General features: G+C 72.8%; 23 protein-coding genes. 6 read left to right on the forward strand and 17 right to left on the reverse strand.

All coding sequences use genetic code 11. The annotated features are described in order from the left end of the window. Positions 1–85: 85 nt before the first annotated feature. From ACPZVR_RS04640 to rimP, 3 genes are all read right to left on the reverse strand, one after another. Positions 86–448, reverse strand: coding sequence for a YlxR family protein (locus ACPZVR_RS04640; RefSeq protein ID WP_436698403.1), 363 nt, complete (start codon positions 446–448; stop codon positions 86–88). Between the two features lie 138 nt (positions 449–586). Further along, entirely contained in the window at positions 587–1567 is a 981-nt protein-coding gene (gene nusA, locus ACPZVR_RS04645; RefSeq protein WP_436698404.1) for a transcription termination factor NusA, read from the reverse strand. Continuing rightward, on the reverse strand, positions 1567–2082 hold the full coding sequence (rimP, locus tag ACPZVR_RS04650; protein WP_436698405.1) for a ribosome maturation factor RimP: 516 nt from the start codon (positions 2080–2082) through the stop codon (positions 1567–1569). The genes nusA and rimP overlap by 1 nt, the downstream gene beginning before the upstream one ends. Before the next feature lie 69 nt (positions 2083–2151). Here rimP and ACPZVR_RS04655 point away from each other — a divergent pair, with 69 nt between their 5' ends. Together ACPZVR_RS04655 and ACPZVR_RS04660 are read left to right on the forward strand one after the other, a co-directional pair. Next, on the forward strand, positions 2152–2664 hold the full coding sequence (locus ACPZVR_RS04655; protein ID WP_436698406.1) for a hypothetical protein: 513 nt from the start codon (positions 2152–2154) through the stop codon (positions 2662–2664). Then, entirely contained in the window at positions 2661–3125 is a 465-nt protein-coding gene (locus ACPZVR_RS04660; RefSeq protein ID WP_436698407.1) for a DUF4439 domain-containing protein, read from the forward strand. The genes ACPZVR_RS04655 and ACPZVR_RS04660 overlap by 4 nt, the downstream gene beginning before the upstream one ends. 297 nt (positions 3126–3422) lie before the next feature. Here ACPZVR_RS04660 and ACPZVR_RS04665 read toward each other — a convergent pair whose 3' ends face one another. From ACPZVR_RS04665 to ACPZVR_RS04695, 7 genes are all read right to left on the reverse strand, one after another. Next, entirely contained in the window at positions 3423–4133 is a 711-nt protein-coding gene (locus ACPZVR_RS04665) for an HAD family hydrolase (RefSeq protein WP_436698408.1), read from the reverse strand. 9 nt (positions 4134–4142) lie between these two features. Further along, complete coding sequence (locus ACPZVR_RS04670; RefSeq protein WP_436698409.1) at positions 4143–4676, reverse strand: hypothetical protein; 534 nt, start codon at positions 4674–4676, stop codon at positions 4143–4145. Then, on the reverse strand, positions 4673–5527 hold the full coding sequence (locus tag ACPZVR_RS04675) for a class I SAM-dependent methyltransferase (protein WP_436698410.1): 855 nt from the start codon (positions 5525–5527) through the stop codon (positions 4673–4675). Before ACPZVR_RS04675 ends, ACPZVR_RS04670 begins: the two co-directional genes overlap by 4 nt. 21 nt (positions 5528–5548) lie before the next feature. Then, on the reverse strand, positions 5549–7327 hold the full coding sequence (locus ACPZVR_RS04680) for a proline--tRNA ligase (RefSeq protein ID WP_436698411.1): 1779 nt from the start codon (positions 7325–7327) through the stop codon (positions 5549–5551). Between the two features lie 86 nt (positions 7328–7413). Continuing rightward, entirely contained in the window at positions 7414–8259 is an 846-nt protein-coding gene (locus ACPZVR_RS04685; protein ID WP_436698412.1) for a GNAT family N-acetyltransferase, read from the reverse strand. Positions 8260–8294: 35 nt separating this feature from the next. After that, positions 8295–9458: a flavodoxin-dependent (E)-4-hydroxy-3-methylbut-2-enyl-diphosphate synthase gene (ispG, locus tag ACPZVR_RS04690; RefSeq protein ID WP_436698413.1), complete on the reverse strand. Its 1164-nt coding sequence runs from the start codon at positions 9456–9458 to the stop codon at positions 8295–8297. Positions 9459–9483: 25 nt separating this feature from the next. After that, entirely contained in the window at positions 9484–10263 is a 780-nt protein-coding gene (locus ACPZVR_RS04695; protein WP_436698414.1) for a TetR/AcrR family transcriptional regulator C-terminal domain-containing protein, read from the reverse strand. A 74-nt stretch (positions 10264–10337) separates the two neighbouring features. Between ACPZVR_RS04695 and ACPZVR_RS04700 the strand changes: the two genes are divergently transcribed. Next, positions 10338–10739: a VOC family protein gene (locus ACPZVR_RS04700; protein WP_436698415.1), complete on the forward strand. Its 402-nt coding sequence runs from the start codon at positions 10338–10340 to the stop codon at positions 10737–10739. A 30-nt stretch (positions 10740–10769) separates the two neighbouring features. On the opposite strand, the gene ACPZVR_RS04705 is transcribed toward ACPZVR_RS04700, so the two are convergent. Both ACPZVR_RS04705 and dxr read right to left on the reverse strand, forming a co-directional pair. After that, the gene (locus ACPZVR_RS04705; RefSeq protein ID WP_436698416.1) at positions 10770–12140 is read right to left on the reverse strand and encodes a M50 family metallopeptidase; all 1371 of its coding nucleotides are present in this window, start codon (positions 12138–12140) and stop codon (positions 10770–10772) included. A 37-nt stretch (positions 12141–12177) separates the two neighbouring features. Continuing rightward, positions 12178–13275 (reverse strand): 1-deoxy-D-xylulose-5-phosphate reductoisomerase, encoded by a 1098-nt coding sequence (dxr, locus tag ACPZVR_RS04710; protein WP_436698417.1) that lies wholly within the window; start codon positions 13273–13275, stop codon positions 12178–12180. Between the two features lie 135 nt (positions 13276–13410). On the opposite strand from dxr, the gene ACPZVR_RS04715 reads away from it, so the two are divergent. Then, on the forward strand, positions 13411–14493 hold the full coding sequence (locus ACPZVR_RS04715; protein WP_436698418.1) for a polysaccharide deacetylase family protein: 1083 nt from the start codon (positions 13411–13413) through the stop codon (positions 14491–14493). A 115-nt stretch (positions 14494–14608) separates the two neighbouring features. Here the strand turns inward: ACPZVR_RS04715 and meaB are convergent, their stop codons facing one another. Next, positions 14609–15589 carry a methylmalonyl Co-A mutase-associated GTPase MeaB gene (gene meaB / locus ACPZVR_RS04720; RefSeq protein WP_436698419.1) on the reverse strand — a complete coding sequence of 327 codons (981 nt, stop codon included), beginning with the start codon at positions 15587–15589 and terminating at the stop codon, positions 14609–14611. 2 nt (positions 15590–15591) lie between these two features. Next, a complete protein-coding gene (locus ACPZVR_RS04725) occupies positions 15592–16788 on the reverse strand; it encodes an acetyl-CoA C-acetyltransferase (RefSeq protein WP_436698420.1) in 1197 nt (398 codons plus the stop codon). Positions 16789–16925: 137 nt separating this feature from the next. Here ACPZVR_RS04725 and mce point away from each other — a divergent pair, with 137 nt between their 5' ends. Further along, entirely contained in the window at positions 16926–17384 is a 459-nt protein-coding gene (mce, locus tag ACPZVR_RS04730; RefSeq protein WP_436698421.1) for a methylmalonyl-CoA epimerase, read from the forward strand. Between the two features lie 31 nt (positions 17385–17415). Here the strand turns inward: mce and ACPZVR_RS04735 are convergent, their stop codons facing one another. From ACPZVR_RS04735 to ACPZVR_RS04745, 3 genes are read right to left on the reverse strand one after another with little or no spacing between them, the layout of a single operon-like run. Continuing rightward, on the reverse strand, positions 17416–18267 hold the full coding sequence (locus ACPZVR_RS04735; protein WP_436698422.1) for a 5-oxoprolinase subunit C family protein: 852 nt from the start codon (positions 18265–18267) through the stop codon (positions 17416–17418). Further along, the gene (locus tag ACPZVR_RS04740; RefSeq protein WP_436698423.1) at positions 18264–18899 is read right to left on the reverse strand and encodes a 5-oxoprolinase subunit B family protein; all 636 of its coding nucleotides are present in this window, start codon (positions 18897–18899) and stop codon (positions 18264–18266) included. Before ACPZVR_RS04740 ends, ACPZVR_RS04735 begins: the two co-directional genes overlap by 4 nt. Then, positions 18896–19666 carry a LamB/YcsF family protein gene (locus tag ACPZVR_RS04745; RefSeq protein ID WP_436698424.1) on the reverse strand — a complete coding sequence of 257 codons (771 nt, stop codon included), beginning with the start codon at positions 19664–19666 and terminating at the stop codon, positions 18896–18898. Before ACPZVR_RS04745 ends, ACPZVR_RS04740 begins: the two co-directional genes overlap by 4 nt. Positions 19667–19860: 194 nt before the next feature. Between ACPZVR_RS04745 and ccrA the strand changes: the two genes are divergently transcribed. After that, positions 19861–21210: a crotonyl-CoA carboxylase/reductase gene (gene ccrA / locus ACPZVR_RS04750; protein ID WP_436698425.1), complete on the forward strand. Its 1350-nt coding sequence runs from the start codon at positions 19861–19863 to the stop codon at positions 21208–21210. Positions 21211–21361: the final 151 nt, after the last annotated feature.

A 21361-nucleotide genomic window follows, 5' to 3' on the forward strand; every position in this document is an offset into this window, starting at 1 on the left:
TCTGGCCCAAGACCCGGGGGGATCTTCAGACCGTTGGTGGGTGGTGCAGAACGAACTGGCTCATCGCGAGGTACTCATCGAGTGCTCATGAGCTGTTGCTCCAGTCTCTGTCGGTCGGATCGGTCCGAGTCGCTGCCCGGGCGGCGACATACTCCCCCACCGGCGCGTCGCCCAGCGCGACCCCGGCGATCCGGAGCGCGCGCGCAAAAGCCTTGCGACGTACGGCGAGGTCGTAGCAACCGGTCGTGGGGTGCAGGTGCGCTCCACGCCCCGGCGCGGTGCCGTCAGGATCGGGTACGACGACCAGGCGGCCGTCGGGGCCCGAGCCGGCGGTCACCCGCAACAACTCGCTTTTGGCGGCCCGCGCCCGGCATCCGATGCAGGTCCGGACGGGTCCCGGGATCGGGACGACGTCAGGTCGTGCAGGGGAATTCGGTCGGTGTGCCACCGAGAGCCAACTCTACCGGTTCGGGTATCGAGTTCACGAACCGGGAGCCGCGGGGACGCCGACCCGGCGCAAGCCGCCCTCCTCCGCTTCGCTCCCCCGGTGCGTTTCCGCCGGGTCGGCTGCATCCACTCGGACTCGTCAGCCGGCTGCGCCGGCCTCCTCGTCCGAGTGGATGTCGATACGCCAGCCGGTGAGGCGGGCGGCGAGGCGGGCGTTCTGCCCCTCCTTGCCGATCGCGAGGGAGAGCTGGAAGTCGGGAACGACGACGCGCGCCGAGCGGCCCGCCTCGTCGACGACCGTCACCGACTGGACCTGGGCGGGGGACAGCGCGTTGGCGACGAGCTTCGCGGGGTCGTCGGACCAGTCGACGATGTCGATCTTCTCCCCGCCGAGCTCGGCCATCACGTTGCGCACCCGCTGGCCCATCGGGCCGATGCAGGCGCCCTTGGCGTTGACGCCGGGGACCGTCGAGCGGACCGCGATCTTGGTGCGGTGGCCGGCCTCGCGAGCGATCGCCGCGATCTCGACGGTCCCGTCGGCGATCTCGGGCACCTCGAGCGCGAAGAGCTTCTTCACCAGGCTGGGGTGCGAGCGCGACAGCGTGACCTGGGGGCCGCGCATGCCCTTGCGGACGGACACGACGAGGCACTTGATCCGGGTGCCGTGCGCGTAGTCCTCGCCCGGGACCCGCTCGCTGGCGGGCAGGTGCGCCTCGATCCGGCCCAGGTCGACGAGGACGTCCTCGGGGTTGCGGCCCTGCTGGATGACGCCGGAGAGGATGTCGCCCTCCTTGCCGGAGAACTCGCCGAACTTGATCTCGTCCTCGGCGTCGCGCAGCCGCTGCAGCATGATCTGCTTGGCCGTCGTCGCGGCGATCCGGCCGAAGCCGTCCGGGGTGTCGTCGTACTCCCCGATCTTGGTGCCCTCGGCGTCGAGCTCCGCGGCCAGCACGGTGACATGTCCCGTCTTGCGGTTCAGCTCGACGCGCGCCTGGGCGACCGAGCCCTCGGTCTTGTGGTACGCGGTGAGCAGCGCCTGCTCGATCGCCTCGACGAGGACGTCGAACTTGATCTCCTTCTCGCGCTCCAGCGTCCGCAGGATGCTGAGGTCGATGTCCATCAGTCGGCGTCCTTGTCCGTCGTGTCTTTGCGGTTGAACTCGATCTGCACCAGGGCCTTGGCGATGTCGGCGTACGGCACCCGTCGCTCGGCGCCGGCCACGTCCAGCACGACGCCGTCGTCGTCGGACGCGCCGATGCGGCCGGTGAGCGTCTCCTCGCCGGCGAGGGAGAGCTTGACCAGTCGGCCGGCGTTGCGGCGCCAGTGGCGCGGCAGGGTCAGCGGCCGGTCGACACCGCGGGAGGTGACCTCCAGCGTGTAGGGCAGCTCGCCGAGGGCCTGCGCCGCACCGTCGGGGCCGTCGTCCTCCAGGACGCGGTCGATCACCTTGGTCGCCGCGGCGACGTCGTCGAGCGTGAGCCCGCCGTCGGTGTCGACGGCGATCCGCAGCACGCGACGCTTCCCCGCCGGGGTGAGCTCGACGGCCTCCAGATCGAGGCCGAGCTCGGCGAGAGGAGCGACGAGGACGTGCTCGATCCGCTCTGCTGTCGCTCCTCGAGCGGAATGAGTACCCATGGCGAGTCCTCCCCGTGTCCTGTTGTGGCTGTGCGGGGACCACCCTACCCGCCGAGATAGGGTCACCGCGTGCCCGTCAGTCCCGCCCCCGTCTCGCGGCGCCTGCTCCTCGCCGGGGGGATCGGCGGCGCGACGCTCGTCCTCACGGGTTGCGACCTGATCGACGACGTCCTCGGCGGCCCGGACGACACCGACGACCCGGGCGTGTCGGGTGCGGTCACGCCCACGGCGCCCGCGGAGGACGCCGACAGCGACCTCGTCGAGGGCGTGCTCGGGGCGATCTCCGCCGCGGGCGCCCTGGCCTCCGCCACGGCAGCGACGGTCCCCGGCCTCGCCAGACCCGGCTCACGACTGCGCCGCATGCACGACGCCCACGCGGCCGAGCTCGGTGGCGCGGTCGACGCCCCGGCACCGACCGTGTCGGGCGAGCGCGCCACCGCGCGGGCCGCGCTCCTCACCGCCGAGGCCGAGCTCCAGCAGGAGCTCGTGGAGGCGGCGCTCCGGGCGCACAGCGGAGGACTGGCCCAGGTGCTGGCCGCGATGGCCGCGGCGGTCGCGCAGCAGCGGGCGGTGCTGGCATGAGCGTCACGCCGAGCTCCCCCGCCACGCCGGCACCGGACGTCGCGGACCCCGTGGTCGACGCGCTGCAGACCACGCTCGCGGCCGAGCACGCCGCCGTCTTCGTGTACGGCGCCCTCGGTGCGCAGACCTCCGAGTCCGGTGCCCCGGACCTCTATGCCGCCCTCACCGCGGCGTACACCGCGCACCGGACCCGGCGCGACGACCTGATGGCGCGCCTGCACGCGGCCGGCGCGGAGCCGATCGCGGCGGAGCCCGGCTACGCCCTGCCCGCCGACCTCGCAACGCCCGCGGCCGTCACCACCCGGGCCCGCGAGCTCGAGGAGGCCGCTGCCGCGACGTACGCCTACCTCGTGGCCAGCACCGCCGACGACGCCCGGGGTTGGGCGGTCGAGGCGCTGCTCGACGCCGCGGTGCGTGGCCTGGGATTCGGCGCCCGGCCCGACCGGCTGCCCGGGCTCTGAGGGACTGCTCGACCTCTCCGGCCGGACACGGGCCGGTGGAAACGAGCAGCGGTCCGCGACCTCCGACATCCGGGGAACTCCCGAGACGTCCCCCGAAGTCGGGGTCGCGAACCGCTGGTGACCGGGGACAACGGTCATCGACGACGGGAGAGGTGGGGCTCACCGATCGCCGTGTGCACAATCATGCAACAGAACGGCTCCGGGAGCCCGTCATCGCGATCCTCATAAATGTGCACTGCACAAACCTGCAGATCAGGGAACCCTCACCTGAGCGGGGCGCGGCCCCGCCGACGCCGCTCAGCGCCAGGGCGCGAGGAGGCCGGGAAGGTCGGCGAGCCGTCGCGCGACGGCGTCCGGCTCTCCCTCGGTGTGGCCGATCTGCTCGGCGGGGATGGTGCTGTGCGGCACGTGGATCGCCCGCATCCCGGCGTTCTGCGCGCCCCAGACGTCGTCGAAGAGCCGGTCGCCGACATACACGCAGGCCGCGGGGTCGCTCACCTCGACCGCGGCCATCGCCGCCCGGAACGCGTCGGGCGACGGCTTCGTCCAGGGGACCTCGCTCGTATAGACGTCGCCGTCGATGAGCTCGAGGACCCCGTCGCGCTCGAAGAACCCGCGGTGCCAGGCCCGCGGCCAGATCGTGTTGGAGAGGACGCCGACCTTGATCCCCTCGTCACGCAGCCAGGTGAACAGCGGCGCGACGTCGGGGTCGGTGAGCGTGTGCGGCTCCCAGAAGGCGTAGTAGGCGTCGAGCAGGTCCGGGTCGTGGTCGAGTCCGGCCGCGTCGAACAGGTCCGCGATCGTCGCGCTCTGCTGGTGGTCGCGGCTGCGCCCCCAGATCACGCTGCCCGCCTCGTGCAGCCGCGCCGCGTGGGCGTGGTGGTCGTCGGAGGTGTCCGGCGTGGTCAGCACCGCCTGGGCGAGGGCGAGCGACTCCGCGTGGAAGTCGATGTCGTGCCAGGCGGTCAGCGTGCCGCCCCAGTCGAAGATGACCGCCTCGATCCCCATGCGGAAACCCTAGATGACCGACTGCGCGAGATCCCCGGCCGGTGGCGCGAGCCGCTGATGCCAGAGCCGGCCGCAGACGGAGGGGACCGCGAGCACCCCTGCCACGGCGAGCACCGCCGCGCCAGTGACCGACCAGTCATCCGCCCGCACGGCGGCGTGCACGCCGCCGGCGAGGACGACGACCGGTCGCAGGAAGGTGCCGGGTCCCAGGATCGCGGCCGTTGCGAGGAACCTGTGCTCCCAACGCAGCGTGCCGTAGGCAACCAGGGCGAGCAGGACCAGAACACCGAACGGCAGATACCAGGAGACCATCGTCTCCGCGGCCCGCTGCCACGACAGCCGGTCGCCGCGGGCGAGGCCGGCGACCCCGAGGAGCGCCGCGGGCACGAGCAGGATCACCGCCAGAACGAGACCGCGCACCTGCGCCAGCAGGTCGCGCCGCCGCGTGCGGATCAGCCCATCCCGGCCAGCCGCCGAGCGGAAGCCGCTGAACATGCCGTCGAGAGCGGCCAACACCACCAGCGCGACGGCGGCGCCCGTCACCGTCGCACCCCGGCGAGAGGACGCAGGACCCGACTCGTGAGGGCGCCGGCCGGATCGGCGCAGGACACGTCGTACGCCGGGTGGTCGGCCGCCGCAAGCAACGTGGCCGCGGTGTGCGCCCGGCGGACGGAGACGACTCCGTCGTGACGCGCGAGCGGTTCGCGCATCCGCGCCTGATGGAAGACCCGCGCTCCCAGCGTCGGCCACCAGCCGGGCACCGGGTCCCAGTGGGCGAAGGCCGCCACGCCCAGCTCGCATGACGCCTGGAGGAACTCGCGCAGCCGGTCGCCCCGGAGATGGTGAAGCAGCCCGGAGGAGACCAGCACGGTCCGGGCAGGGTCGGCGACGACACCGCCGGGCGCCAGCGCATCGCCCGCGACGAACCGGCAGGACACCTGCTCCTTCGCAGCCAAGGCCGTGGCGGAGGCGATGAGGGTGCGGTCGAGGTCGACCCCCACCAGTTCGACGTCCGGGCCCACTGCGTCGTTCGCTGCCAACCAGCGCACCACGTGGCCCAGACCGCAGCCGACGTCGACGACGCGCAGCGGGCCCGGACCGAGCCGGTCGGCGAGGGTCAGCAGGTACGCCGCCGTACGACGCCCCTGATGGAGCTCCTCACCGAGTCGCTGCAACTCGGCATGCACCCGCAGCATCAAGGCGTCGACCGCCTCGAGATCCAGCCAGTCATCGCCGTCGGTCGGCAGCCGGGCGGCGATCCGCGCCGCGCGGCGCTGACCGCGCTCGGCGAGCGCCAAGACGACGTCGGAGCGACGGATCGGCGACCGGGAGCCGTCCGGGGCCCAGCCGCGCACCAGGTCGCTGATCTCGACCAGCTCGACCGGCTCGGCCACGGCGGGCTCAGCGGCGACGGCTCAGCCTCGGACGATGGCGGCGAGCGCGGCGACGGCGCCGTCGAGGGCGATCTCCTGCCGTTCACCGCTGCGGCGGTCCTTGACCTCGACGACCCGGTTGTCGGGGTCGGCCACGCCGCGGCCGACCGTGACGATGGTGGGGACGCCGATCAGCTCAGCGTCCTTGAACTTCACGCCGGGGCTGATCTTGCCTGCGCGGTCGTCGTAGACGACGTCGAGGCCGGCGGCGGTGAGGCCGGCGATGAGCTCCTCGGCGGCGGCGAAGACGGCCTCCTCCTTCCCCGCGGCGACGACGTGGACGTCGGCGGGGGCGACGTGGCGCGGCCAGCACAGCCCGATGTCGTCGAGGGTGTCCTCGGCGATCGCGGCGACGGCGCGGGTGACGCCGATGCCGTAGGAGCCCATGGTGACGGTCACCAGCTTGCCGTTCTCGTCGAGGACCTTGAGGTCCAGCGCGTCGGCGTACTTGCGGCCGAGCTGGAAGACGTGACCCATCTCGATGCCGCGGGCCGACTCGAGCGTGCCCTCGGCGCAGTTCGGGCAGGCGTCCCCGTCGCGGACCTCGGCGGCCTCGATGGTGCCGTCGGCGGTGAAGTCGCGACCGGCGACCAGGTCGAGCACGTGCCGCCCGGCCTCGTCGGCACCGGTGACCCAGCGGGTGCCCTCGGCGACCCGCGGGTCGAGGAGGTAGCGGATGCCGGACTTGTTCTCCTCGCCCAGGACGCCGGGACCGATGTAGCCCTTGACGAGTGCGGGGTGCTTGGCGAGCTCGGCCTCGTCCATGGGCTCGACCTCGATCGGCTCGAGCTGGCCCTCGAGGCGCTTCTGGTCGACCTCGCGGTCACCGGGCAGACCGATGGCGAGCGGCTCGCGGGTGCCGTCGGGGTGCTTGAGGACGACGAGCACGTTCTTGAGCGTGTCGCCGGCGGTCCAGGCACGGTCCGCGCGCGGGAAGGCGGCGTTGAGGTGGTCGACCAGGGTGTCGATCGTGGGCGTGTCCGGGGTGTCCTCGGCGTGCGCGGCCGGCGCGTCGTCGTACGACGTGGGCGCGGGCGGACGCACCTGGACGGCCTCCACGTTGGCCGCGTAGTCGCAGTGGGTGCAGCGGACGTAGGTGTCCTCGCCGACCGCGGCCTTGGCGAGGAACTCCTCGGACTTCGAGCCGCCCATGGCGCCCGCGGTCGCCTTGACGATCGCGTAGTCGAAGCCGAGCCGGTCGAAGATCCGGACGTAGGCGTCGCGGTGCCTCTGGTACGACGCGTCGAGCCCGGCGTCGCTGACGTCGAAGGAGTAGGAGTCCTTCATGGTGAACTCGCGCCCGCGGAGCAGGCCCGCGCGCGGACGCGCCTCGTCGCGGTACTTGGTCTGGATCTGGTACAGGCTCAGGGGCAGGTCCTTGTAGGAGCTGTACATGTCCTTGACCAGGAGCGTGAACATCTCCTCGTGGGTGGGGCCGAGCAGGTAGTCGGCGTCCTTGCGGTCCTTGAGCCGGAAGATGTTGTCGCCGTACTCGGTCCAGCGGCCGGTCGCCTCGTAGGGCTCGCGGGGAAGCAGCGCGGGGAAGGTGACCTCCTGCGCGCCGATGCCGTTCATCTCCTCGCGGATGATGCCCTCGATCTTGCGCAGCACCGCGAGGCCGAGCGGCAGCCAGGTGTAGATGCCCGGCGCCGCGCGGCGGATGTAGCCGGCGCGCACGAGCAGCCGGTGGCTCGGGACCTCCGCGTCCGCGGGGTCTTCTCGCAGGGTCCGGACGAACAGGGTCGACATCCGCATGAGCACGGGCCGAAGCCTACGGCCGGGCGACGCCGCACCGCGAACCAGTAAGGGGTTCGGCCCGTCGACGACGAGCGGCCGAGCCGCCGCGGTCAGAACATCACGGTGGCGAAGCGCGCGGTCTCGGTGAACCCGACCCGCTCGTAGGCCGCCCGGGCCGCGTGGTTCCAGTCGTTGACGTAGAGCGACACCGTCGGCGCGATCCGGGCCCGCACCTGGCGCACCACGGCCGCCATGCCGGCGGTCGCGAGCCCCTGGCCGCGCCGGTGCGGCGGCACCCAGACGCCCTGGATCTGGGCGGCGTCGGGCGTCGCGCAGGCGACCTCGGCCTTGAACACCAGCTCGTCGCCGTCGTACCGGACGAAGGACCAGGCGCGGCTCACCAGCTGGGCGACCCGCGCGCGGTAGAGGTCGGCTCCCCCGCCGAGCTCCGGGGAGACGCCGACCTCCTCGGTGTACATCGCGACGCAGGCCGGGTAGAGCGTGCGGAGGTCGTCCTGGGTGCCGCACCGCACCCCGTGGTCGGGCGCGACCAGCGGCTCGCTGTCGATGACCAGGTGACGCTGGTCCCAGCGGACGTCGCGCGGATGGCCCCACTCGGGGCGGACCTGGTCCCAGAAGGCGCGAACAGCGTCCTGCGGGCCCACGATCGTCGAGGCGGTACGACGCCGGGCCAGTGCGCGGCCCGCGAACACCTCGGCGTCCTCGGCCGTGGCCTGCACGGGCACCAGGTTGGCGGCGACGTGGCAGGCCGCGACCAGGTGACCGCCGTCGAACCGGCCCCACATCTCGCCGCCGAGCCAGCGGGGCTCGAGGTTGGTCGTGTGGGCGCGGTGGATCGCGAACACGTTGACGACCGGGTCGCGGCCCGCGAGGGCCACGAAGGCGGGGAGGTCGGCCTGGGCGAGCACGCGCACGCCGTGCCGGGTGGTCAACACAGGACCACCCTAGGGCGTGGACGAGCGGTCCGGTCTCAGGAGACCGAGACGGTGGGCTCCGCGCCCTCGACCGGCTCCATCGACTCGGCGATCTTCATCGCCTCCTCGATCAGGGTCTCGACGATCTCGGACTCGGGCACGGTCTTGATGACCTCTCCCTTGACGAAGATCTGCCCCTTGCCGTTGCCCGACGCGACGCCGAGGTCGGCCTCGCGCGCCTCGCCCGGCCCGTTGACGACGCAGCCCATGACGGCGACCCGCAGCGGGACCTCGAGACCGTCGAGGCCCGCGGTGACCCGCTCGGCCAGCGTGTAGACGTCGACCTGGGCGCGCCCGCACGACGGGCAGGAGACGATCTCGAGCTTGCGGGGCCGCAGGTTGAGGGACTGCAGGATCTGGATGCCGACCTTGACCTCCTCGACCGGAGGGGCCGAGAGCGAGACCCGGATGGTGTCGCCGATGCCGCGCGAGAGGAGCGCGCCGAAGGCCGTGGCGGACTTGATGGTGCCCTGGAACGCCGGCCCGGCCTCGGTCACGCCGAGGTGCAGCGGCCAGTCGCCCTGCTCGGCGAGCAGCTCGTAGGCGCGGACCATGACGACCGGGTCGTTGTGCTTGACCGAGATCTTGAAGTCGCGGAAGCCGTGCTCCTCGAAGAGGCTCGCCTCCCAGACCGCCGACTCGACGAGCGCCTCGGGGGTCGCCTTGCCGTACTTCTCGAGCAGCCGCTTGTCGAGCGAGCCCGCGTTGACGCCGATCCGGATCGAGGTGCCGTGGTCCTGGGCCGCCTTGGCGATCTCCTTGACCTGGTCGTCGAACTTCTTGATGTTGCCGGGGTTGACCCGGACGGCCGCGCAGCCGGCCTCGATCGCCGCGAAGACGTACTTCGGCTGGAAGTGGATGTCGGCGATGACCGGGATCTGGCTGTGCCGGGCGATCTCGGGCAGGGCGTCGGCGTCGTCCTGGCTGGGGCAGGCGACCCGGACGATGTCGCAGCCCGCCGCCGTGAGCTCGGCGATCTGCTGGAGCGTGGTGTTGACGTCGGAGGTGAGCGTCGTGGTCATCGACTGCACCGAGATCGGGTGGTCGCTGCCGACCCCGACCTTGCCCACCCGGATCTGGCGGGTCGGGCGGCGGGGGGCGAGCACCGGCGGCGGCGCGGCCGGCATGCCCAAGCTGATGGTCGGGCTGATCGACGTCATGGCACCAAGATTAGAGGCTCGCCCGTCAGCCGCCCCCATCGCCGATCAGGGCGGCGAGGCCGTCCAGGGTGCGGGCCAGGCCGAACTCCCAAGCCCGGTCCGGACTCCACGCACTGCCCTGGGCCGCCCCCGCCGCCGCGCCGATCCGCACAGCGCGCGGATAGGTCCGCGGATCGAAGGCCCGGGCGAGCAGCGGCTGGTTGGCCGCCCACCACTCGGCGTCGCTCATCGCCGCGTCGGTGGCGACCCGCTCCGCGTCGTGCGCCGCGCGGCAGTGGGCCTGCACGAAGCCGAGCAGGAAGGCCAGCGCGGCATCGGTGTCGACGTCGTCGAGGCCGGTGTCGTCCAGCGCGGAGAGCTCGTGCTCGTACTTCGCCATCACCCCGGGCCCGAGCGGCGGCCGGCTCAGCGCGGCCACCTCGGTGAGCCAGGGGTGGGCCGTCAGCAAGTCGCGGTTGGCCAGGGCGACGCCGGTGAGCCGCTCCCGCCAGGTCTCCCCCACCCACGGCCGACGGGGCATCCGGGCGTATCGGGCGTCGACCATGAGGTCGAGGAGCTCGGGCTTGCCGGGCACATAGGTGTAGACCGACATCGCCGAGACGCCGACCCGCTCGGCGACCGCGCGCATCGTCACGGCGGCCAGGCCCTCCGCGTCGGCGAGCGCGAGCGCCGCGTCGACGATCCGCTCCGGCGTCACGGACCGGGCCGGGCCCTTGCGGCGGCGTGCCTCCGGGCCGGTGGCGGGCTCCCCCCACAGCAGCGCGAGGGTGCGGCTGGGCTCTCCCGAGCCGGTGTGCGCGGTCACGGGAACCATTCTCCCATACGTTCGTTGTACGTTGTACATTGTACGTCGTACAGTGTTTGCCGACAGGAGATTCCATGCGCATCACCGCCACCGCCGTCTCGCTCAACGTCCCGGACGTCGAGGCGTCCGCCACCTGGGTGCGACGGCACCTGGGGTTCACCGAGCAGATGGCCGCCGACGGCTTCTGCTCGCTCGCCCACCCCGACGCCGGCTGCCACCTGATCTACCTGCGCACCGGGCTGCCGACCTTCAAGCCGGCGTCCGCCGCCGGGCGCGCCGACGGACTGCTCGTCGTGTTCACCGTCGAGGACATCGACGCCGACTACGAGCGGCTGCGCGGAGAGGGGGTCGAGATCGTCACGCCCATCGAGACCGAGCCGTGGGGTGAGCGCTACTTCCAGATGGCCGATCCCAACGGCGTGATCTACCAGCTCGTGCAGTGGGTGACACCGCCCGACCCGCAGTACGCCGGCTGACCCGGCCGGGGCCGGGCCCGGGCCCGCCGCTCAGGACTCCAGGTGCACCGGCACGACGAGGTCGCCGACGATCAGCACGACGCCCATGACGAGCACCGCCATGCCGACGACGTACGCGATCGGGAGCAGCTTCGCCACGTCGACGTACCCGGGGTCGGGGCGGCGGCGCAGCCGGGCCCAGCCCCGCCGCAGCGCCTCCCAGAGGGCGCCCGCGATGTGACCGCCGTCGAGCGGCAGCAGCGGCACGAAGTTGAACATGCCGATGAAGAAGTTGAAGCCGGCGATGAGGAGGAACAGCGAGACGACCTTGCCGTCGAGCGGGATCTCCTCGTGGGCCGCGGTCTCACCGGCCAGCCGGCCGCCGCCGACGATGCTGACCGGCCCCTCCGGGTCGCGCTCCTCGAGGCCGACGATCGCCTGGGCGACACCCCAGACCTTCGCGGGCAGGGTGGCCAGGGACTTCACGACCTCGACGGTCATGTGGCCCATCTGTCCCACGGTGTAGCCCACGCCGCCGGTGGTGGGATGCGTCTCCGGGACGATGCCGAGGAAGCCGACCTTCTCGTCGGCGCTCTGGCCCTTCTGGTCGGGCGGGCGGACGGCGGTCTCGGTGACGAAGGTCAGCCGCTGGCCGTCGCGCTCGACCACGACCTCCGCCCGGTCGGTGCCGTTGGCCTTGACCAGCCGCTGCACCTGCTCCCAGCTGGTGATCTCGGTGCCGTTGAACGCCACGATCCGGTCGCCCGCCTCGATCCCGGCGGAGTACGCCGGCGTGGGCTGGTCGCGGACCTCCTCCTCGGTGCAGACCCGGTTGTTCTCGTAGCCGGGGATCACGCACGCGCTGACCTGCGCGACGGTCGGCTCCGCGGTGCGGTCGCCCGGGTTGCCGTAGGTCGCGAAGACCCCGGTGAAGATCAGGAAGGCGATGAGGATGTTCACCGACGGGCCGCCGCCCATGACGATGACCTTCTGCCACCAGGGAAACTTGTAGAAGAGCCGGTCGGCGTCCTCGGGCCGGATCGTCTCCCACTCGGCGGCGCGCGCGTCCGAGATCAGCTGGGTGAACATGCCGGTGTTGGACTTGCGGACCCGCACCACCTGCCCAATGACACGGCCGTCGGCGTCGAGCTCGTCCGTCACCTCGTCGGCGAGCGCGACGGCGCCCGGCGGGAGCATCCCGACGATCTTGACGAAGCCACCGAGCGGGATCGCCTTGACGCCGTACTCGGTCTCGCCGACCTGCCGGCTCCACACCGTCGGCCCGAAGCCGATGAAGTACTGCGTCACCTTCCCGCCGAACCTCTTCGCCGGGATCAGGTGGCCGAGCTCGTGGAGCCCGATCGAGGCCAGGATCGCCGCCGCGAAGACGACGACGCCGAGCAGGTAGAGCAGTGCGGTCATGCTGCGTTGTCCATGATGGGGCGGATCTCGTCCTCGATCAGGGGGCCGTGGCCCGGGCGATGGCGGTGCTGGCCGCCTCCCGCGCCCACGTGTCCGCATCGAGCACGTCGTCGAGGGAGAGCTGCTGCTTCGAGGGTACGTCGTGGGCGGCGAGGACGCCGGCCACCACGTCGACGATGCCGGTGAACGCCAGCCGTCCGGCCCGGAAGGCGTCGACGGCGACCTCGTTGGCGGCGTTGTAGATCGCCGGTGCGACGCCGCCCCGCTCCCCCGCCCGCCGGGCCAACGCGACCGCCGGGAACGCCTCGTCGTCGAGCGGGAGGAACTCCCAGGTCTCCGGCCGGGTCCAGTCGACCGGCGCTGCCGCATGGGGCACGCGCTCGGGCCAGGACAGCCCGAGGGCGATCGGGATCAGCATGGTCGGCGGGCTCGCCTGGACCAGGGTCGAGCCGTCGACGAACTCCACCATCGAGTGCACCACGCTGGTCGGGTGCACCACGACCTCGATCCGGTCGTACGGGACGCCGAAGAGCAGGTGCGCCTCGATGACCTCCAGGCCCTTGTTGACCAGGGTCGCGGAGTTGATCGTGATCACCGGCCCCATGTCCCAGGTCGGATGCGCCATCGCCTGCGCCGGCGTCACCCCGGCGAGCTCCGCACGGGTCCGCCCGCGGAACGGGCCACCGCTGGCGGTCAGCACCAGTCGGCGTACCTCCTCGGGCGTGCCGCTCCGCAGGCACTGCGCCAGGGCGCTGTGCTCGGAGTCGACAGGCACGATCTGTCCAGGCCTCGCCTTGTCCAGCACGAGCGGACCGCCCATCACCAGCGACTCCTTGTTGGCGAGCGCGAGCGTCGTCCCCGCCTCGAGCGCCGCGAGCGTGGGCCGCAGGCCGACGGCGCCGGTGATCCCGTTGAGGACGACGTCGCAGGGCCGCTGGGCCGCCTCGACGCTCGCCTCCTCCCCCAGCCCGTGGTACGCCGGCGCGAACTCCGCGACCTGCCGCGCGAACAGGTCCGGGTTCCCGCCGCCGGCGGTGAGCCCGACGACCCGGAAGCGGTCCGGGTTCGCACGCACGAGGTCCAGCGCCTGGGTGCCGATCGAGCCGGTCGAGCCGAGGATGACGACGTCCTTCACGCGGTCATCCTGTCAGGGGCGGTGCCGGCGCCACGACGGGCCGGGCGGCGCCTGTGGGCAGGATCTCCTCCCTCACCGGGTGGGAATCGCCCGAAATGCCGGACTGGCGAGCCTTCACCCATCATGCTGTGCCCCGTGCTCCGTCCGGCTGCCCCACTCCTCCGTCCCGTCGCGCTCGTCCTCGCCGCGCTCCTGGGCCTCACGATGGCGTCCCCGGCCGACGCGATGCCGCCGGAGCGGGCCCCCCGCGCGGACTGCAAGGGCGTGGTGGCCCTGACCTTCGACGACGGACCGTCGCGGGCGACGACCCGGCGCCTCGTGCAGGTGCTGCGCCGCGCCGACGTCCCCGCCACCTTCTTCATGGTCGGGCAGCGGGTCGCCGCCGACCCGCGCGCGGCACGCGAGGTGGAGCGCGCCGGGTTCCTCACGGCCAACCACAGCTGGGCACACCACGACATGCGCACCCAGACCTATCGCGAGGTCCGCCGCTCGCTGCGCGCGACCCGGCGGGCGATGAAGGGGGCCGGCCTGCACCCCACCGACCTGATGCGCCCGCCGTACGGCGCCCTCGCGCCGCCCGCCCGGCGGGCGATCCGCGACTCCGGCCTGGTGCCGGTGATGTGGAGCGCCGACTCGCTCGACTGGAAGTCCGGCGACGCCCGGCAGATCGCGCGCCGGATCCTCGCCGGGCTCCACCCGGGCCGCAACATCGTGCTCCAGCACGACGGCGTCAACCGCTCGCCGATCTCCGTCGCCGCCGTGAGCCAGGTGGTGCGCGTGGCGAAGCGGCGCGGCTACTGCTTCACCGCGCTCGACGAGCGGGGCCGGCCCGGCTTCCCGACACCCGTCGTGACCGCGGTCGCCACGGACGGCGTGGAGGGCGGCGAGGCCGTCGTCCGGCTCCGGCTCGACCGGGCCCCCGGGCGCGACACGGCCCTGAGCGTCGACGTCGCGTCCGGTACGGCGAGCGTCGGCGCCGACCTGCCGCCCTTCACCGCCCGCGTCGAGTTCCCCGCCGGCCGGCTGACGGCGAAGGTCCGGATCCCGATCGGCACGGACACCGCGGTCGAGCCGGCCGAGCAGGTCACGCTCCGGCTGCACCACCCCGAGGGGCTGGCGCTGGGCCAGGAGAGCGTCCCCGTCGGGATCGTCGACGCCGCGGCGGCCACCCGGATCGATCTGCCGGGGCCGCCGTTCCTGCCGCTGGTCCGGCGCTGACGGGCACCGGCCCGGGATGGCTGTAACTATCTGTTCGTGCTGCTACCGCACCGGTAGACGGGTGCGGTAGCAGCACGAACAGATAGTTACAGCTGGCCGGGCCCGACGCGCGACGTCAGCCGACGAGCTCGGCCGCCGCAGTGTGCGGGTCGACCTCGCCCGCGACGACCGCGGCCGCGAGCCGGTCGAGCCGGTCACCCTCGCCGACGCCGCCCCAGCGGCGCCGCAGCGCGGTCAGCGCGAGCGCCTCGATCTCGTCGCGCGCGCGGCGTACCCGGCGCCGCCGGAGCTCCCCGCTCTCCTCGAGCCACGCGGCGTGCTCACCGAGCGCGTCCGCGACGTCACCGACTCCCTCGCCGGTGGACGCCACCGTCTTCAGCACCGGGGGCCGCCAGGCGCCCTCGCGCCGCTCGGCGAGGCCGAGCATCGAGCGCAGGTCGCGGCGTACCTTGTCGGCGCCGTCGCGGTCGGACTTGTTGACGACGTAGAGGTCGCCGATCTCGAGGATGCCGGCCTTCGCCGCCTGGATCCCGTCGCCCATGCCGGGGGCGAGGAGCACGATGGTGGTGTCGGCCTGGCCGGCGATCTCCACCTCGCTCTGCCCGACGCCGACGGTCTCGACCAGGACCACGTCGAAGCCCGCCGCGTCGAGGACCCGCAGCGCCTGCGGGGTGGTCCACGCGAGGCCGCCGAGGTGTCCGCGCGCCGCCATCGACCGGATGAACACGCCCGGGTCGAGGACGTGGTCGCCCATCCGGATCCGGTCCCCCAGGAGGGCGCCGCCGGAGAACGGCGACGACGGGTCCACGGCCAGGACGGCGACCCGCCGCCCACGACGCCGCAGCTCCCCGATCAGGGCGCTGGTCGACGTCGACTTGCCGACGCCCGGCGAGCCGGTCAGCCCGACCACGTGCGCGTGCCCGGCGTACGGCGCCAGGGCCCGCATCAGCTCGGGCAGCAGCGGGGACTCGTCCTCGACGAGCGACACCAGGCGCCCCACTGACCGCGGGTCGCCCTCGCGCGCCTTGGCCACGATGTCAGGAACGGCCGCCGCGGTGATCCCGCGACGGCCGCTCCCGGTAGTCGAGTCAGGCAACCTCAGGCCTTGGGCACCCGCACGATGAGCGCGTCGCCCTGGCCGCCGCCACCGCACAGCGCGGCCGCGCCGATGCCGCCGCCGCGGCGCTTGAGCTCGAGCGCGAGGTGCAGGACGACCCGGGCGCCGGACATGCCGACCGGGTGGCCGAGGGCGATCGCACCACCGTTGACGTTGACCTTGGACTCGTCGAGGCCGAGGCTGCGGGTCGACTCGATGCCGACCGCGGCGAAGGCCTCGTTGAACTCGACGAGGTCAAGGTCCTTGGGGTCGATGCCCTCCTTCGCGCAGGCCTTGGCGGTCGCGTTGGCCGGCTGCAGCTGCAGCGAGGAGTCGGGGCCGGCCACCATGCCGTGCGCGCCGATCTCGGCGAGCCACTCGAGGCCGAGCTCCTCGGCCTTGGCCTTGCTCATCACGACGACCGCGCAGGCGCCGTCGGAGATCTGGGAGGCGGAGCCGGCGGTGATGGTGCCGTCCTTGGCGAAGGCCGGGGGAAGCTTGGCGAGGGACTCCGCGGTGGTGTCGCCACGCACGCCCTCGTCGGCGCTGACGACGATCGGGTCGCCCTTGCGCTGCGGGATGGTGACCGGGACGACCTCGTCGTCGAAGACGCCGTTCTTCCACGCCTCGGCGGCCTTCTGGTGCGAGGCGGCCGCGAACGCGTCCTGCTCCTCACGGGTCAGCTTCACACCCTCGGCGTTGACCTGCTCGGTCAGGCCGCCCATGGCCTGCTTGGTGGCCTGGTCGTAGAGCGCGTCGTAGGCCATCGAGTCCACGAGCTTGGTGTCGCCGAACTTGAAGCCCTCGCGCGACTTCGGCAGCAGGTGGGGAGCGTTGGTCATCGACTCCATGCCGCCCGCGACGACGATCTCGGCCTCGCCCGCGCGGATCATCTGGCTGGCCATGGCGATCGCGTTGAGGCCCGACAGGCAGACCTTGTTGATCGTGATCGACGGCAGGCTCCACGGCAGGCCCGCGGCGATGCCGGCCGCGCGGGCCGGGTTCTGACCGGCGCCGGCGAGGATGACCTGCCCCATGATCAGGTAGTCGACCTGGTCACCGGACACGCCGGCCTTCTCCAGCGCGCCCTTGATGGCCACGCCACCGAGGTCAGCAGCCGACAGGGTCTTGAGGCCGCCCAGCAGCCGGCCGATCGGCGTGCGGGCTCCTGCGACGATGACGGTGGTGTTGTCGGACATTGCTGCCTCCGTGGAAGAAAACATCGGTGATACCGAAACGTGAACTCCATCGACTCTACTCGCGGGTCGCCTGGGGTCGCGAGGGGTCCACAGGGGGCGTGGATGTGGCACTCGTCACCGCTGGGCGGTGGTCCACAATGACGCTCATGAGTACTGACGGCCTGCCCCTGCACCTGTTCACCGCCATCGACCACGTCGGCATCGCGGTGCCCGACCTCGACGAGGCGATCGCGTTCTACCGCGACAACTTCGGCATGCACGTGACCCACGAGGAGACCAACGAGGAGCAGGGGGTGCGCGAGGCGATGGTCGCCGTCGGCGACACCGACTCCAAGATCCAGCTGCTGGCGCCGCTCGACGAGAACTCCACGATCGCGAAGTTCATCGACCGCAGCGGCCCCGGCCTCCAGCAGCTGGCCTACCGCGTGGCCGACCTCGACCAGGTGTCCGCCGTGCTGCGCGAGCGCGGTCTGCGTCTGCTCTACCCCGAGGCGCGGCGCGGGACCGCCGACAGCCGGATCAACTTCATCCACCCCAAGGACGCCGGTGGCGTCCTGGTCGAGCTGGTCGAGCCGGCCGCCGACGGCGGCCACTGAGACCCTCACGGCCTCGATCCGCGACGGAGGGTCACACCCAGCGCCAGCGCACCGCGTCGCCCGGGCGCAGCTGGGCCAGCCGGTCGGTGTCGGCATCGACGACCACACCGACCACCGGGTAGCCGCCCGTGACCGGGTGGTCCGGCCCGAAGACGACCGGACCGCCACCCGGCGGCACCTGGATCGCCCCGCGCAGCGCCCCCTCGCTCGGCAGCTCGCCGCGGCTCACGGCCGGGGTCAGCGCGACCCCCTCGAGGCGGAGCCCGACCCGATCGCTGGCCGCGCCCACCCGCCAGGGCGCGGCGACCAGGCGCTCGACGTCGGCGATCCAGTCGGCGCGCGGCCCGCGGACCACGCGCAGCAGCGCCGGGTCGTCGTACGACGCCGGGGGCACCGCGTCGACGAGCATCGCTCCCGTCCCGGCCGTTCCCAGCGGCAGCAGGTCGCCGGCCGCGACGGGCGCGGGCCCGATCCCGGCCAAGGTGTCGCGCGAGCGCGAGCCGAGCACGGGCCGCACCGCGATCCCGCCGCGGACGGCGAGGTAGGAGCGCAGGCCGCTCGCCGGCACGCCCATCCGCAGCCGCTCGCCCGGTCGCAGCACCCGTACGGCGCCGGTCGGCTCGGCCCGGCCCGCCACCGTGAGCGGCGCGGGGGCTCCGGTGACGCAGACCCACACCGTGGCGGTCGCCTCGACCTCGAGCCCGCCGAGGACCACCTCGAGCGCGGCCGCGCCGGGCTCGTTCCCGACGAGGCGGTTCGCCAGCGCGTACGACGCCCGGTCGGCCGCGCCGCTCGCGCCGACGCCGATCGCGGCGTGCCCGGGACGCCCGGCGTCCTGCACCAGGCACGGACCGCCGACCGCGCGCACGAGCAGCCCGCTCATCGCGCCTCCTCGAAGACCACGGTCGCGCCGGCGCTCAGCAACGCGGGCGGGTCCCGGTCGAGGTCCCACAGCGCGAGGTCGGTGCGCCCGATCAGCTGCCACCCGCCGGGCGAGGCACGCGGGTAGACGCCGCTGAACTCCCCCGCCAGGCCGACCGATCCGGCCGGGACGCTGGTGCGCGCCTCCTCGCGCCGCGGCACCTGCAGCCGCGGGTCGCCGCCGACGAGGTAGGCGAACCCCGGCGCGAAGCCACCGAACGCCACCCGCCAGGGCGTCGCCGTGTGGGCGGTGACGACCTCCCGCTCGCTCAGCCCGGTCAGCCGGGCGACGTCGGCCAGGTCCGGGCCGTCGTACACGACCGGGATGACGGTCTCCCGCTGCGATAGTCCCTGCTCACCAGCACCGGGGTTCGACCTGTGACGGTGCTGGTGAGCAGGGACTATCGCGCGGAGCTGGTCGACCGCGACGCCCGGGCGCGCGACCAACAGCACCGTCCGCGCCCCGGGGACGACGTCCTGCAGGAGAGTGGCGGCAGCGGGGTCAGCACGCACGGCATCCGCACAGGCGAGCACCTCCGCCATGTCGGCGAGCTCGACGAGGAGCCCCCGGTCGCCGTACGGGAGGAGCCTCATGGGGCCGCGAAGGCGCCGACCGCGAGGTCCGCCCTCTCCAGGGCGGCCCGCACGGCCGCGGCGAGCTCCGGCGCACCGGGCGAGTCGCCGTGGACGCACAGCGAGCGCACGTCGCCGGACCGCGCCAGCTCGACGGCCTGCGCGGCCACCGCGACCGGGTCGGTGAGCACGGCTCCCGGAGCCGAGCGCGGCACCAGCCCGCCGTCGGGGAGATAGGCCCGGTCGGCGAAGCCCTCGCCGACCGCCGTCAGGCCCGCCGCTGCCACGGCGGCGAGGAACGCCGAGCCCGCGAGGCCGAGCACGGGGAGTCCGCCATACGCGCGCACGGCGTCGATGACCGCGTCCGCCTGCTCCGGATGCCGGGAGACCGCGTGGTAGAGCGCCCCGTGGGGCTTGACGTAGGCGACCCGGGCGCCGGCCGCCCGCGCGATCCCGTCGAGCGCGCCGAGCTGGTAGAGCACGTCGGCCGCGAGCTCGTCGGCGGGCACCTCGACATACCGACGACCGAAGCCGGCGAGGTCGCGGTAGCCGACCTGGGCGCCGATGACGACGCCGCGGGCGACCGCCGTCTCACAGGTACGACGCAGCGTGAGCGGGTCGCCCGCGTGGAACCCGCAGGCGACGTTGGCGCTGGTGAGGTGCGGCAGCAGCGCCTCGTCGTCGCCGAGCCGCCAGCGTCCGAAGGACTCGCCGACGTCGGCGTTGAGGTCGATCACCCGCGCCGCCGCGACGCTCGGCGTGGACGGGCGGCCCGGCTGCGGCGACATGGCCCTATGGTGGCCCATGGAACGTGCCGCCGAGCCCAGGACGACGCCTTCCGCCCCGCACTGCCCGTGTGGCCGATGCTCGATGAGACGAGTGTCACGAACCCACCTACGAGTGGTTACCACTGGGTATCTTCGCGGCGGCCGTATTGCCACCCAGCCCACTGGCACGTACTGATCCCAGGGAGACGACGACCGTGCAGCACATCCTTGACGCCATCCTCGCCAGCGAGTCCGGGGAGGCCTCCGCGGAGGACTTCGCCGCGCTCGAGCTTCCGCAGTCCTACCGGGCCGTCACGGTCCACAAGGACGAGGTCGACATGTTCGAGGGCGTCGCCTCTCGCGACAAGGACCCCCGCAAGTCGCTCCACGTCGACGAGGTCGCGCTGCCCGAGCTCGGTCCCGGCGAGGCCTTCGTCGCGGTGATGGCCTCGGCGATCAACTACAACACGGTGTGGACCTCGATCTTCGAGCCGGTCTCCACCTTCGGCTTCCTGGAGCGCTACGGCCGCGAGTCCGACCTCGGCAAGCGGCACGACCTGCCGTACCACATCGTCGGCTCCGACCTGTCCGGCGTCGTCCTCGCGGTCGGCGCCGGCGTGACCAAGTGGAAGCCGGGCGACCGCGTCGTCGCGCACTGCCTGTCGGTCGAGCTCGAGGCGCCCGACGGCCACAACGACACGATGATGGACCCCTCGCAGCGCATCTGGGGCTTCGAGACCAACTTCGGCGGCCTCGCCGACGTCGCCATGGTCAAGGCCAACCAGCTGATGCCCAAGCCCGAGCACCTCACCTGGGAGGAGGCCGCCTCCCCCGGCCTGGTCAACTGCACGGCCTACCGCCAGCTCGTCTCCGCCAACGGCGGCAACATGAAGCAGGGCGACAACGTGCTGATCTGGGGCGCCTCCGGCGGCCTCGGCGGCTTCGCCACCCAGTACGCCCTCAACGGCGGCGCCAACCCGGTCTGCGTGGTCTCCAACGAGGAGAAGGCCCAGATCGTGCGCAACATGGGCGCCGAGATGGTCATCAACCGCTCCGAGCTCGCGCCGAAGTTCTGGAACGAGGACGGCACCAAGCAGAACCCGAAGGAGTGGCAGCGCTTCGGCAAGGCCATCCGCGAGCTCACCGGCGGCGAGGACATCGACATCGTCTTCGAGCACCCGGGCCGCGAGACCTTCGGCGCATCGGTCTACGTGACCCGCAAGGGCGGCACCATCACCACCTGCGCGTCGACCTCGGGCTACATGCACGAGTACGACAACCGCTACCTGTGGATGAACCTCAAGAAGATCATCTCCAGCCACTTCGCCAACTACCGCGAGTCGTGGGAGGCCAACCGCCTCATCGCGCAGGGCAAGATCCACCCCACCCTGTCGCGCACCTACACGCTCGAGGAGACCGGCCAGGCGGCCCTCGACGTGCACCACAACAAGCACCAGGGCAAGGTCGGCGTGCTGTGCCTGTCCCCGCAGGAGGGCCTCGGCGTGCGCAACGAGGAGCTCCGCGCGCAGCACCTCGACAAGATCAACCTGTTCCGCGGCATCTGACTCCCCCGCCGACCCGGCGCAGATTGAATCCGAGAGCACGCCGACCCGGCGCAGATTGAACAGTTGCTGTTCAATCTGGGCCGGGTCGGCGTCGTTCTGCGTTCAATCTGGGCCGGGTCGGCGTCCTCCCCGGCCAGGTCGGTCGCTCCCG

This window comes from Nocardioides segetis, from assembly GCF_051390595.1.
Classification (GTDB): domain Bacteria; phylum Actinomycetota; class Actinomycetes; order Propionibacteriales; family Nocardioidaceae; genus Nocardioides.